This is a genomic window from Streptomyces sp. NPDC107562 (assembly GCF_055657325.1).
This window is the reverse complement of the sequence record NZ_JBVKBE010000017.1, coordinates 32,855-45,256: the sequence shown is the minus strand read 5'-3', so window position 1 is coordinate 45,256 and position 12,402 is coordinate 32,855. Positions and strand designations below refer to the sequence as shown.

The 12,402-nt window shown below is 72.0% G+C and carries 12 protein-coding genes; 6 read left to right on the top strand and 6 right to left on the bottom strand.

Annotated features, from left to right (window positions below; genetic code table 11):
* The first annotated feature begins 13 nt into the window (after positions 1 to 13).
* Entirely contained in the window at positions 14 to 3,214 is a 3,201-nt protein-coding gene (locus ACZ7LV_RS33500; protein WP_471944997.1) for a tetratricopeptide repeat protein, read from the top strand.
* Between the two features lie 474 nt (positions 3,215 to 3,688).
* Here ACZ7LV_RS33500 and ACZ7LV_RS33495 read toward each other — a convergent pair whose 3' ends face one another.
* Both ACZ7LV_RS33495 and mca read right to left on the bottom strand, forming a co-directional pair.
* Positions 3,689 to 3,955 carry a hypothetical protein gene (locus ACZ7LV_RS33495; protein ID WP_471944995.1) on the bottom strand — a complete coding sequence of 89 codons (267 nt, stop codon included), beginning with the start codon at positions 3,953 to 3,955 and terminating at the stop codon, positions 3,689 to 3,691.
* Positions 3,948 to 4,808 carry a mycothiol conjugate amidase Mca gene (gene mca, locus ACZ7LV_RS33490; RefSeq protein ID WP_471945198.1) on the bottom strand — a complete coding sequence of 287 codons (861 nt, stop codon included), beginning with the start codon at positions 4,806 to 4,808 and terminating at the stop codon, positions 3,948 to 3,950. The genes ACZ7LV_RS33495 and mca overlap by 8 nt, the downstream gene beginning before the upstream one ends.
* A gap of 168 nt (positions 4,809 to 4,976) precedes the next feature.
* On the opposite strand from mca, the gene ACZ7LV_RS33485 reads away from it, so the two are divergent.
* Entirely contained in the window at positions 4,977 to 5,375 is a 399-nt protein-coding gene (locus tag ACZ7LV_RS33485; protein WP_471945196.1) for a DUF4307 domain-containing protein, read from the top strand.
* A gap of 168 nt (positions 5,376 to 5,543) precedes the next feature.
* A complete protein-coding gene (gene greA / locus ACZ7LV_RS33480; protein ID WP_471944993.1) occupies positions 5,544 to 6,044 on the top strand; it encodes a transcription elongation factor GreA in 501 nt (166 codons plus the stop codon).
* A gap of 175 nt (positions 6,045 to 6,219) precedes the next feature.
* Here greA and ACZ7LV_RS33475 read toward each other — a convergent pair whose 3' ends face one another.
* The 3 genes from ACZ7LV_RS33475 to ilvA form a co-directional block, all read right to left on the bottom strand.
* Entirely contained in the window at positions 6,220 to 7,068 is an 849-nt protein-coding gene (locus tag ACZ7LV_RS33475) for an ABC transporter permease (protein WP_471944991.1), read from the bottom strand.
* The gene (locus ACZ7LV_RS33470) at positions 7,065 to 8,087 is read right to left on the bottom strand and encodes an ATP-binding cassette domain-containing protein (protein ID WP_401672581.1); all 1,023 of its coding nucleotides are present in this window, start codon (positions 8,085 to 8,087) and stop codon (positions 7,065 to 7,067) included. The genes ACZ7LV_RS33475 and ACZ7LV_RS33470 overlap by 4 nt, the downstream gene beginning before the upstream one ends.
* A 209-nt stretch (positions 8,088 to 8,296) precedes the next feature.
* On the bottom strand, positions 8,297 to 9,526 hold the full coding sequence (ilvA, locus tag ACZ7LV_RS33465; RefSeq protein WP_471944989.1) for a threonine ammonia-lyase: 1,230 nt from the start codon (positions 9,524 to 9,526) through the stop codon (positions 8,297 to 8,299).
* 161 nt (positions 9,527 to 9,687) lie between these two features.
* On the opposite strand from ilvA, the gene ACZ7LV_RS33460 reads away from it, so the two are divergent.
* The 3 genes from ACZ7LV_RS33460 (at position 9,688) to ACZ7LV_RS33450 (ending at position 11,184) form a co-directional block, all read left to right on the top strand.
* A complete protein-coding gene (locus tag ACZ7LV_RS33460; protein WP_471944987.1) occupies positions 9,688 to 10,194 on the top strand; it encodes a MarR family winged helix-turn-helix transcriptional regulator in 507 nt (168 codons plus the stop codon).
* Positions 10,195 to 10,418: 224 nt separating this feature from the next.
* Complete coding sequence (locus ACZ7LV_RS33455; protein WP_471944986.1) at positions 10,419 to 10,922, top strand: sigma factor-like helix-turn-helix DNA-binding protein; 504 nt, start codon at positions 10,419 to 10,421, stop codon at positions 10,920 to 10,922.
* A 13-nt stretch (positions 10,923 to 10,935) separates the two neighbouring features.
* Positions 10,936 to 11,184, top strand: coding sequence for a hypothetical protein (locus tag ACZ7LV_RS33450; protein WP_471944984.1), 249 nt, complete (start codon positions 10,936 to 10,938; stop codon positions 11,182 to 11,184).
* Positions 11,185 to 11,229: 45 nt separating this feature from the next.
* On the opposite strand, the gene ACZ7LV_RS33445 is transcribed toward ACZ7LV_RS33450, so the two are convergent.
* Positions 11,230 to 12,390, bottom strand: a complete 1,161-nt coding sequence (locus ACZ7LV_RS33445; RefSeq protein ID WP_471944982.1) for a cystathionine gamma-synthase — start codon at positions 12,388 to 12,390, stop codon at positions 11,230 to 11,232.
* Between the last annotated feature and the right edge of the window lie 12 nt (positions 12,391 to 12,402).

Below are 12,402 nucleotides of genomic sequence, written 5' to 3'. Positions count from 1 at the left end.
AGGGGGACGGGACATGCGGGACGGTCATCGGGTGGAGGCCGAGCGGCTGCTCATACGGGCGGTGGAGGAGGAGGTACGGCGCTCCGGTGGCCGTGGTGACGGCAACGTCCTGCTGGCGCGGGCGCGCGGTGAGCTGGACGCGATGGCGCGTACGGCCGCCGAGGAGTACGAGGCGTACACGCGGGCCCTGGACGAGACGGAGGCCGGGCGGCTGACGTTCGGGCAGCGCTACGCGCGTGACGGTGCGGGGACGCCGTTGGTCGTGGCGGGTGTGGCCGCCGTGGCGGCGGTGGTGGCCGATCTGGCGCTCGGCACGGGGACGTCGACGGCGCTCGGCGCGGGCGTGACGGTCGGGGTGGTGGGTGCGGCGACGACGGTGGTGAAGGTGGCCGGTTCGCATCTGCCGGCCGCGCACCACCGGGCCGGTGCGGTGGGGCAGCCGGGCGGTCCTGAACAGCTGCGGTTGCAGTGGCTGACGGCGCTGGAGGTGCGCGGCATCCGCCCGTTCCTCGACCAGCAGCGGGTGCGCGCCGCGTCGACCGGGCCGAAGAAGGCCGGTCCGAAGCTGCTGGGCGCGGACAAGAGCGGGGCGGCGCGCGGGCGGAGTGTGCTCCAGCAGTCGTTCGGACAACTCCCGGAACCGGTGGGCCCGTTCGCGGGCCGCCGGCAGGAGATGGCGCGGATCCGGCAGTGGGTGCAGGCGGCGCGCGCGAGTACGCAGACCCGGCCCACCGTGGTCGTGCTGTACGGGGCGCCGGGCAGCGGCCGCAGCACCCTCGCGGTGCGCGCCACCCATGATCTGAAGGACCAGTTCCGTGGTGCGTGCGTGGTCGATCTGCGCGGCGACAGCCGGGACGAGGCGCCGCTGTCCACCCGTGAGGCCTTGCTGCATCTGCTGAACCGGCTGGGCGCGCCGCGCGAGCAACTACTTTTCCGGGAGCGTTCGTCGGCGGATCAGCAGGTCAAACGGTTGAGCGAGCTCTACCACCACCATCTGACGGGCGTACCGGTCACCGTCGTGCTCGACGACGCCTCCGATCCCGACCAGGTGCGCGCGCTGATCCCCGAGCGGTCCGACAGTCTGGTCCTGGTCACGGCGCGGGCGCCGCTCGACCTGCCCGGCGACCTGCCGGCGTGGGTGCACCAGCTGGCGGTCGAGCCGCTCGACGCGGCCGGCGCGGAGGAGCTGACGGGCGCGGCGGCGCAGGGTGAGACGGGGCCGTACGACGCCGAGTCCACCGACCGTATCCGGCAGTTGTGCGGCGGTCTTCCGTTGGCGCTGCGCATCGCGGGGTCCTCGCTGGGCCCGCGCTCACCGCGGGCGCTGGCGTCGGACCTCGGCGCGTACGGTCCCGTGGACCCGGTCGAACGCGCCCTGTGGCTGCGCTACACCGACCAGAGCGAACCGGCCCGGCGGCTGCTGCGGCGCCTCGCCCTCGTCGGCCGGGCCTCGCTCGGCGTCGCGGCGGCGGCGTCGCTGCTCGCCACGGACCAGGCCGAGGCGAGCCGGCATCTCGTCGCGCTGTCCCGCGCGGGCCTCATCGACCATGTCCGCGGCAGCCGCTACCGCCTGCACGACCTCGTCCGGGCCTTCGCGCACGCCCGGCTGGTGGACGAGGAGGAGGCGAGCGAGCGGGTGGCCGCGCAGGAGCGGCTGATCGTGAACTACGCGGACCTCGCCGACTCCGTGCTGCGGCTGGTCGACGGCAACATGTCGACGCGCTCCGACCGCTTCGGCCCGCACGGCTTCACCTCGCTGGACGAGGCGCTGCGCTGGCTGGACGACGAGTCCAGCTTCATCACGGCCGCGCTGCGGCACGCGGAGGGCATCGACCAGGGCGCCGTGCTGAACCTGCTGGGCGCGCTGTGCGACTACTGCCTGCTGCGCGGCGACCTCTACCGCCTCGGCGAGATCAGTGAGCTCGCCCAGGCCGTCGACCAGGGCCTGCTGCTCCGATCGGTCCAGTGGCGCACCGGTATCGCGGCCCGCCAGCTGGGCGAGCTGGACAAGGCGCGCACGACGCTGACGTCGGTGGTCGACCTGTACCGGGAGGCGCACCACGACGCGGGCGCGGCCCGTGCCCTGTGCTCCCTCGGCATCACCCTGCACCACCAGGGCAACCTCACCGAGGCGGCGGCCCGGCTCCGGGAGGCCCTCGACATGCAGGCCGCGCCGTCGCTGGCCACGGACCGGGCCTGGACGATGCACGCGCTGGCCGCGGTGGAACGCGATCGCGCGCACCTCGCCGAGGCGTTCGACCTGCTCAACCGTTCCCTGGAGCTGCACCGGGCCGGCGAGTCCCTGCACGGCGAGGCCTGGGCGCACTTCCAGCTCGGCCAGCTGTACCTGCGTCTCGGTGACGTACCGCACGCGGAGACGGAGCTGCGCCGGGCCCTGGAGCTGTACGGGCGTACGCGCGACGCCCGTGGCCAGGCGTGGGCCCTGACCCAGCTGGCGCGGGCCCGGCTGGTGGCGGGAGACGCGTTCCCCGCGGTGGAGGAGCTGCGCCGGGCGGCGGCCCGGCACCGGGACAACGAGGACGCGCGCGGCGAGGCGTGGACCCTCTACTACCTGGGGCAGTCGCTGGAGGAGTCGGGCGACCTCGACCAGGCGGTCCGCGAGCTGGAGCGTTCCCGCACGATGTTCTCGCGGATGCGGGACGTCTACGGCCTGGCCTGCGCCCGTCATCACTCGGCTCGCGCGACGCGCGACCAGCGCGCCGCCCAGACGGGTTCGCTGCGCAACTCGGGCTTCGCCCGTCAGCTCCTGGTCGACGCCCGCGCGGACTTCCACCGCATCGGCGTCGCCCACGGCGAGGCGTGGACCTGTCTGGAGCTCGCGGTCGTCGACGCGGGCAACGCGCGCACGGCGTCGGCGCTGGCGCTGTGCGACGAGGCGGTCGGCCTGTTCGCCTCGTACGGCGACCGCCGCGGCGAGGACTGGGCCCGCTTCCTGCGCTGCACGCTGCTGCCGTACGCCGCTCCGGGTGGTGTGGAGGTCGGTACGGCGGTGGCGCAGGAGGAGCTGGCGCAGTTGTCCCGGGCGGGTCATCCGGCACGGGACGAGAAGCTCGACGACTACGTGGAGGCGTATCAGCTGCTGCTGGAACGGGGCGTGGAGCTGGAGGCCGGCTGGCAGGGCTGGCGTCTGGGAATGACCCCCAGCCGCCACGCCCGCGAGGTGATGGGCGTGCCGGTCCCCACAACCCGCTGACCGTCGCCGGCCACGGAGTGCGGCGCCCTGAGCCTGCGGGCGCCTACGCTCCACGGCCCGGCGGAACCCCATGCCGCGCCATGCCCGACGACGCCCAGGGCGCACCCTGCCCGGCGGTGATCCCCCGCAGCACGCTCCCCGGCGGCAACCTGACACCGGGGAACCCACGGCACGCCCTGACCAGCGCCGGCCAACGGAATGCCCTGACCGGGCGGCGGCCCCCGACAGGGCGTTGCCCGGCAGACCTACCCAGCGCCCAGTCATGCGGAGCCCACGCCACGCCCTGACCGGGCGGCGACCCCCGACAGGGCGTTGCCCTGCAGACCCCCTCAGCGCCGGGACACGCGGAACCCACGGCACGCACTGACCGGCGGCTCCGTACAGGGCCGCCGGCCGACGGCGCCCACGGCGTGCCTGTGCCGGCCAGGAAGGAGACGTCGCTCAGGGCCTCGCACCGCTGGGGTGCGAGACGGCTCAGCTCCGGGACGACGGCTGCCCCTGGGCACCCGGACCCATGCTCCCCTTGCCGACCGCCCCCGCCGGGTCCTCGGGAACCTCCTTGAAGTCGACCCGGCCCATGTGCCGGTTCATCGACTTCATCAGGCCCCAGACGGCCAGGGCCATCACCGCGAAGACGATGAAGCCGAGGACGCCGGGGGTCACCTTGTCCTCGTCGACCTCCTTGGCGAGGGTGACGAGGTGGGTCATTGCCATGCTCGCGCTTGCGCTCATGTCAGGCATTGTCGCGGACGCCCGCGAAGAGGTCGTCCTCGGGGAGGGAGGTGGCGACGAGGGACTTCGCGAGCTCGTACTCCTCGGTGGGCCAGACCTCCTTCTGGAGCTCCAGCGGCACCCGGAACCAGCCCCCGTCGGGGTCGATCTGCGTGGCGTGCGCGATCAGCGCCTTGTCGCGGATCTCGAAGTAGTCGGCGCACGGCACGTGGGTGGTCAGCGTGCGGTCCTTGTGGCCGGAGTCGTCCCAGCGCTTGAGCCACTCGCCGTAGGGGGACTCCATGTCGCGGTCCACCAGCGCCTTGTGCAGCGCCTCGGTGCGCGGGCGGTTGAAGCCCTGGTTGTAGTACACCTTCAGCGGCTGGTACGCGGGCCCGTACTCGGACTCCGGGTACTTCTCGGTGTCCGCGGCGCCCTCGAAGGCCACCATCGAGATCTTGTGGGTCATGATGTGGTCGGGGTGCGGGTAGCCGCCGTTCTCGTCGTAGGTGGTGATCACCTGCGGACGGAAGGAGCGGATCTTCTTCACCAGCTCGCCGGCCGCCTTGTCGACGTCCTCCAGGGCGAAGCAGCCCTCCGGCAGCGGCGGCAGGGGGTCGCCCTCGGGCAGGCCGGAGTCGACGAAGCCGAGCCACTCCTGCTTGACCCCGAGGATCTCGCGCGCCTCGTCCATCTCCTTCTTGCGTACCTCGTGGATGTGCTCCTCGATGTACTTGTCGCCCTGCAGCTTGGGATTGAGGATGGACCCGCGCTCCCCGCCCGTGCAGGTCACGACCAGCACGTCCACCCCCTCGGACACGTACTTCGCCATGGTGGCCGCGCCCTTGCTCGACTCGTCGTCGGGGTGCGCGTGGACGGCCATCAGTCGCAGCTGGTCAGTCAAGACTCAATCCTCGTTTGGTCGGCGCCCGGTGTGACCGGGTGCGAACGGCGGCTTCTATAGTGACCGAATCGGGGGGCGATTAATTCCGGGGTACGACCCGGAAGCACCCTTCGGGACATGGATCCCGCCCCGGCCGAGAGGACGATCATGAGCACGGCGAGCACGGGACTGCCCGAGGGCCGTTACGGCCGTTCCTCGGACGAGCGCGCCGACCGCACTCTCAAGGTCGTCGGTGTGGCCCTCGGTGCGCTGCTCATCGCGGTGATCGGTTATTTCGCCTACCACTACATCGGGCAGAACAAGATCAGCGCCGAAGTGATCAGCTTCGATCTCTCGGACGAAGCGGTGAAGGTCGAGCTGGCGGTGGAGAAGGACGCGGGCGCCTCCGGCTACTGCACGGTCCGCTCCCAGTCGGCCGACGGCGCCGAGGTCGGCCGGGCCGACTTCCGCTTCGGCGGGGACGCCGAGCGCCTCACGGAGGTGGTCACGCTGCGCACGACCGCACCGGGGACCACGGCGGAGCTGCTGGGCTGCCACGCCGACTGACGTCACCCCTTATCCACGGGCCCTGACCTGCATTGACGTGATTTTGGGCACGAATGTCCTACCCCTTCCGTCCCTGAATTGTTAGGCTCGTGGTTTCGCCCACTCATGGAGGAACATTCTTCTGGGTAGGGCGATGCTTTGTATCCCCAGTACCGACGAGGAGCACCTGTGACCCAGACCAGCGAGAACGTCACCTGGCTGACCCAGGAGGCGTACAACAAGCTCAAGGACGAGCTTGAGTACCTTACTGGTCCTGCGCGCACGGAGATCGCCGCCAAGATCGCGGCTGCGCGCGAGGAGGGCGACCTGCGCGAGAACGGCGGGTACCACGCGGCCAAGGAGGAGCAGGGCAAGCAGGAGCTTCGTGTGCGCCAGCTGACCCAGCTCCTCGACAACGCCCAGGTCGGCGAGGCGCCGACCTCGACGGACGGCGCCGTGGCGCCCGGCATGGTCGTGACGATCGCCTTCGACGGTGACGAGGACGACACGCTGACGTTCCTGCTCGCTTCGCGCGAGTACGCGAGCGCCGAGATCGAGACCTATTCGCCGCAGTCCCCGCTGGGGGCCGGCGTGATCGGAAACAAGGTCGGCGAGGACGCGGAGTACGAGCTGCCGAACGGCAAGAAGGCCTCCGTGAAGATCCTGAAGGCCGAGCCGTACAGCGGCTGAGCCCGCGGGCGCGGCGGCGGACCGCTGCCGCGCCGGCCTCGGTCGATCCCTGCCCCGAAGCCCCCGGCGTCCGCTCGACGCCGGGGGCTTCACCATGCTCAGGTCAGCCGTGGCACACCGGCCGGCCGCGGCGAACGGCCGACCGGGCTTGGGCACGGACACGGACTCGGCTGCCTCAGGCCGTGGCCGAGCGGTACTTCCGCACCGCGAGGGTCCTGAAGATGACGACGATCAGGACCGAGTAGATCAGCGAGGCCAGGACCGGGTGCTGCATGGGCCAGGCGTCGGACGGGGAGACCCCGGGGTTGCCGAACAGCTCGCGGCAGGCCTGCACCGTGGCGCTGAACGGGTTCCACTCGGCGATGTGCCGCAGCCAGGGCGTCATCTGGCTGGAGTCCACGAAGGCGTTCGACACGAAGGTGACGGGGAAGAGCCAGACCAGCCCGCCGGAGGTGGCCGCCTCCGGCGTCCGCACGGAGAGGCCGATCAGCGCGCCGATCCAGGTGAACGCGTATCCCATCAGAAGCAGCAGCCCGAACGCGCCGAGCACCTCGCCCACATTGGTGTGGGTGCGCCAGCCGACCAGCAGGGCGACGATCGCGAGCACCAGCAGGGTGAGTGCCGTCTGCACCAGGTCGGCCAGGGTGCGGCCGGTCAGCACCGCCCCGCGTGCCATGGGCAGCGAGCGGAACCGGTCGACCAGGCCCTTGTGCATGTCCTCGGCGATGCCCGCACCCGCGCCGGCCGTGGCGAAGGTCACGGTCTGGGCGAAGATGCCCGCCATCAGGAACTCGCGGTAGACGCCGGGCTCGGTGCTGCCGCCGATGTTCATGGAGCCGCCGAACACGTAGCTGAACAGCACCACGAACATGATCGGCTGGAACAGGCCGAAGATGATCATCTCGGGGATCCGGGACATCCGGATCAGGTTGCGCTTGGCGACGATCAGGGAGTCCCTGACGGACTGGCCGAGCGGATGCGGGCGCGCGGCCCGCTGCGGGGTGGCGTCGGTGACGGCACTCACTTGACGGACTCCTTCTTGCGCTTGCGGCCCTTGGCCTCGGCGGACGCGTCGCCCGCCTCGCCCTGCTCCTCGTCCTTGACCTCGGCCGCGTGTCCCGTCAGGGACAGGAACACGTCGTCGAGGGTCGGGCGGCGCAGGCCGATGTCGTCGATCTCCATGCCGCGGACGTCCAGCTCGCGGATGACCTCGGCGAGCAGCTTGGCGCCTCCGGTGACGGGCACCGTCAGCTTGCGGGTGTGCTCCTCGACGGTGGTCTCGCCCTTGCCGAAGCCGGCCAGCACCTCGGCGGCGGCGGCGATGTGCTCCCGGTCGTGCACCACGACCTCGACGCGCTCGCCGCCGGTGCGGGCCTTGAGCTGGTCGGAGGTGCCACGGGCGATCACGCGGCCCTGGTCGACCACCGCGATGTCGTGCGCGAGGTGGTCGGCCTCCTCCAGGTACTGCGTGGTCAGCAGCAGCGTCGTACCGCCGGAGACCAGCTGCTTGATGACCTCCCACAGCTGCTGGCGGTTGCGCGGGTCGAGGCCGGTCGTCGGCTCGTCCATGAACATCACGGGCGGCGAGACGACGAGCGCCGCGGCCAGGTCGAGCCGGCGGCGCATACCGCCCGAGTAGGTCTTGGCGGGCCGGTCGGCGGCGTCCGCGAGGTTGAACTGGTCGAGCAGCTCGCCCGCGCGGACCTTCGCGGCCTTGGCGCTCATCTGGTAGAGCTGGCCGACCATCTGGAGGTTCTCCCGGCCGGTCAGGTATTCGTCCACGGCCGCGAACTGGCCGGACAGGCCGATGGAGCGCCGCACGTCGTCGGGGCGGGCGAGTACGTCGATGCCCGCGACGACGGCTCGGCCGCTGTCGGGGCGCAGCAGGGTCGTCAGACAGCGGACCGTCGTCGTCTTGCCGGCGCCGTTCGGCCCGAGCAGGCCGAGGACGGTGCCCTCGGGGACATCGAGGTCGACGCCGTCCAGTGCCCTTACGTCACCGAAGGTCTTGACCAGACCTTCGGCGTAGATGGCGCCTGGCATATGAGTCTCCACGTCGGTTGGGGTGCTGCTGGAGCACTGGATCTGCGGGATTCGTCCCGACTGATGGGCGGGGCCACGAGACACACCATAACGCGATGTATCGCGTCTCTCAACGACACTTGCCCGAACGAGGGACGAAGAGTTGGCGATCTTGACCCGATTCCGGCCCGACCTCGGCCTTCGAGAACAGTCCGCCGCCCGGCGGCGGCTCAGTCGATGACGGTGTAGCCCGCCTCGCGCAGGGCCTCCCCGACCTCGACGCAGTGCGCCGGGCCCTTCGTCTCCAGGTGCAGTTCGACCTCCGCCTCCGTGAACCCGAGCCGAGGATCGGTCCGTACATGGCTCACGTCGAGGACGTTAGCGTCCACCACTGACAACGCCCCGAGAAGCGTCGCGAGGGCACCCGGCCGGTCCGTCAGCCGCAGGCGTACGGCCAGGTAGCGGCCCTGCGCCGCCATCCCGTGCCGCAGCACGCGCTGCATCAGGACCGGATCCACGTTGCCGCCCGAGAGCACCGCCACGACCGGGCCCTCGAAGGCACCCGGATCGCTCAGCAGCGCCGCCACCGGACTCGCCCCGGCGGGCTCCACGACCAGCTTCGCCCGCTCGAGACAGAGCAGCAGCGCGGTGGACAGCTCATCCTCGCTGACCGTCCGGACCTCGTCCACCAGATTTCCGACGAGCGCGAACGGCACGTCGCCGGGCCTGCCGACCCGGATGCCGTCGGCCATCGTCGCCGCATTCTCGATCGCCACCGGGCGCCCGGCCGCCAGCGAGGGCGGATACGCCGCCGAGCCCGCCGCCTGCACGCCGACGATCCGCACGTCGGGCCGCAAGGCCTTCACCGCGACCGCGACACCGGCCGCCAGCCCGCCGCCGCCGATGCCGACGACGATCGTGCGCACCTCGGGGCACTGCTCCAGGATCTCCAGGCCGACGGTGCCCTGCCCCGCGATGACGTCCGGGTGGTCGAAGGGGTGGATGAACACGGCGCCGGTCTCGGCGGCGTACTCCTGTGCGGCGGCCAGGGTCTCGTCGACCACCTGTCCGTGCAGACGCACCTCCGCCCCGTACTCCCGGGTCGCGCTGATCTTGGGCAGCGGGGCGCCCCTCGGCATGAACACCGTGGCGTGGACCCCGAGCAGCGAGGACGCCAGGGCGACGCCCTGCGCGTGGTTGCCCGCGCTCGCCGCGACCACCCCCGCGGCACGCTCCTCGGGCAACAGACCGGCGATCCTGACGTAGGCGCCGCGCAGCTTGAACGAGCCCGTCCGCTGGAGGTTCTCGCACTTGAGGAGGACCGGCGCGTCCACCAGCTGGGTCAGATACCTGCTGCCCTCCATGGCGGTGACCCGTGCGACGCCGCTCAGCATCTTCTGCGCACCGCGCACGTCGTCCAGGGTGACCGAGGGCAAGGAGGGGGCCTTGCGGTAGTTCATGACTCAAGTCTCCCAGTTCACACCCCGCTGAACGCGCTGTGACCAACGTCCGAGACGGGTTTGCGCAGCGCCGGTACGGCCCGCCGCCCGGCCGCGTACCCTGTCCCCCAACCCAGCACCCAGCATGAAGTGAGCCCCCGGCCATGCCCACAACACCTGAAATGTCGATGGACATGACGACCGTCGGTGACACCGGCCTTCTCGACGCGCTGCAGCACGAGGTCGCCGTGTTCGCACGACGTGCCGAGCAGACCCGGCTCGGCGGGGTCGGGCAGGTCCGCAACTCCATGGACCGCGCCGCGTACCTGCTCCTGAACCGGCTCGACAAGGAGGGGCCGATGGGCGTCAAGGCGCTCGCCGCGAGCATGGGCATCGACTCCTCGACCGTCACCCGGCAGGTGGCTCCGCTCGTCGACACGGGTCTGGTCAAGCGCACCTCGCACCCCGAGGACGGGCGCGCCGTGGTGCTCCAGCTCTCCCCGCGCGGTTCGGCGCGGCTCGAGGAGGTGCGGTCGTCCAGGCGCCAGCTGATGGCCGAGCTCACGCAGGAATGGGAACCGGAGGAGCGCGAGGCCTTCTGCACCCTCCTCACCCGCTTCAACCACGCCCTCTCGGCGCGGATGGCCGTCCCGGGCGTGCCGGGGGCGGAAGCCCCGTCGGCTTCCTGAGGACCGCGGCCCGCGGGGCACCGGGCCGGCCGGGAGCCGTCGCCCCGCACACCGCTTCCGCGATCGGCATCCCACCGTGCGCGGCTCTTGACCGAAAGGGCGCGCCTGCCCTCATATGAGACCGGGTCCCCGCGGTCGTACGCGGGTGCGCGTCCGGGGTACCGGACGCGCCGGGTACGCCGGCGGGATCCCCTTCCTCAGGTCGGCCTCAGGCGGGAGGCACGGTGCGAGAACGGCAAGTGGTGCAAGGTGCCCGCCGGGCCCAGGAGTTCGAGGCGTTCGTCGCGGGCGCGGCGGGACGGCTGCTGCACACCGCCACGCTCCTGACCGCCGAGGCCCCCGACGCCAACCCGCGCGCGCGGCGCCTGCTCACGCTGGCCCTCGCCAGAACGTACGCCTCCTGGGACCGGCTGCGCGGCGAGGACCCCTACGACCGCACGCGCGCGTGCCTCGCCGTCCGCTTCGCGCACCGCGCCTGGCACCAGTACGGCGCGCTCGGCCGGGCCCGCCCGCACCCCGGCAGCGCGCTCGCCGAACTCACCCCGCAGGAACGCCTCGTGGTGGTCCTGCGGCTGTACGAGGGGGTCGCCGAGGAACAGACGGCGGCCCTGCTCGGGCTGCCCGCGGAACGCGTCCACGCCCTGTGCGACCGGGCGACCGCGACCCTGCTGCACCCGGCCCGGCCGGCGGCGTCCACGGTGACCGGCGCGCGGATGGCGGCGTCATGACCGGGAGGTCGCGGTGAGCCGGGCCGATCGCGAGTCCGCCGCGCGCCGGATCATGGAGCGGACGTCACCCCGGGTGCCACCGGACCTCGGCGCCGACGCCGTACGCCTCGGTGAGCGCCTGCTGCGGCGCCGGGCCCTCGCCCTGCGGCTGGCCTGGCTGCTGCTGTTCGCGGTGACCGTGGCCTTCACCGTGTGGGCGCTGACCGAGCGCCCCTGGGTGGAGCCGCCGTCGCAGACGACTCCACCGCTCACCGGCTGGTAGGGCCCGTCGCGTCCACGGCGCGATCCACCCGACAGGCCCTGACCGTCAGGACCGGCCGATCGCCTGCTGCAGGTCCTCCAGCAGGTCATCGACGTTCTCGATGCCCACCGACAGGCGCACCAGGGCGCCCGGGACCTCCAGGGCCGACCCGGCCACCGAGGCGTGCGTCATACGACCCGGGTGCTCGATCAGCGACTCGACGCCGCCGAGGGACTCGCCGAGAGTGAACACCTGGGCGCGGTTGCAGACCTCGACCGCCGCCTCCTCGCCGCCCTCGACCAGGAAGGAGACCATGCCGCCGAACGACCGCATCTGCTTGGCGGCGATCTCGTGGCCGGGGTGGTCGGGCAGCCCCGGGTAGAGCACGCGCGTCACGCGCGGGTGCCGGGTGAGCATGTCGGCGACCTTGGCGGCGTTCTCGCTGTGCCGGTCCATGCGCACGGAGAGGGTCTTGGTGCCGCGCAGCACCAGCCACGAGTCGAAGGGCCCGGCGACCGCGCCCATCGCGTTCTGGTGGAACGCCAGCTCCTCGCCGAGCGCCGCGTCACCGACGATCAGCGCGCCGCCCACCACGTCCGAGTGGCCGCCCATGTACTTGGTCAGGGAGTGCACGACGACGTCCGCGCCGAGCGCCAGCGGCTGCTGGAGGTACGGCGTGGCGAAGGTGTTGTCGACGACGAGGCGGGCGCCGGCGTCCCGGGCGATCTGGGCGACGACCGCGATGTCGGTGATGCCGAGCAGCGGGTTCGAGGGGGTCTCCACCCACACGACCTTGGTCTTCGGTGTGAGGGCGGCCCGCACGGAGGCGGGGTCGCTGGTGTCGGCGACCGACCACTCCACGCCCCAGCGGGCGACGACCTTCGCGAACAGCCGGAACGTGCCGCCGTAGGCGTCGTCGGGGATCACCACGTGGTCGCCGGGGCTCAGGAGCGTACGCAACAGGCAGTCCTCGGCCGCCAGCCCGGACGCGAACGCGAGCCCGCGGCGGCCGCCCTCCAGGGCGGCGAGGTTCTCCTCCAGGGCGGTCCTGGTCGGGTTGGCGCTGCGGCTGTACTCGTAGCCGCCGCGCAGGCCGCCCACCCCGTCCTGTTTGTAGGTGGACACCTGGTAGATCGGCGGGACGACCGCGCCGGTGGCGGGGTCCGCCGTGTTGCCCGCGTGGATGGCGAGCGTTTCGAAGTGCTGACTGATGTGCCTGTCGCTCATGGGAACCGAGCG

Coding starts and splice junctions, on each gene's coding strand:
- ACZ7LV_RS33500 (WP_471944997.1), top strand. CDS start 14: ATGCGGGACGGTCATCGGGTGGAGGCCGAGCGGCTGCTCATACGGGCG.
- ACZ7LV_RS33495 (WP_471944995.1), bottom strand. CDS start 3,955: ATGCCTGACATGAGCGCAAGCGCGAGCATGGCAATGACCCACCTCGTC.
- mca (WP_471945198.1), bottom strand. CDS start 4,808: ATGGCCGTCCACGCGCACCCCGACGACGAGTCGAGCAAGGGCGCGGCC.
- ACZ7LV_RS33485 (WP_471945196.1), top strand. CDS start 4,977: ATGAGCACGGCGAGCACGGGACTGCCCGAGGGCCGTTACGGCCGTTCC.
- ACZ7LV_RS33470 (WP_401672581.1), bottom strand. CDS start 8,087: ATGCCAGGCGCCATCTACGCCGAAGGTCTGGTCAAGACCTTCGGTGAC.
- ilvA (WP_471944989.1), bottom strand. CDS start 9,526: ATGAACTACCGCAAGGCCCCCTCCTTGCCCTCGGTCACCCTGGACGAC.
- ACZ7LV_RS33460 (WP_471944987.1), top strand. CDS start 9,688: ATGTCGATGGACATGACGACCGTCGGTGACACCGGCCTTCTCGACGCG.
- ACZ7LV_RS33445 (WP_471944982.1), bottom strand. CDS start 12,390: ATGAGCGACAGGCACATCAGTCAGCACTTCGAAACGCTCGCCATCCAC.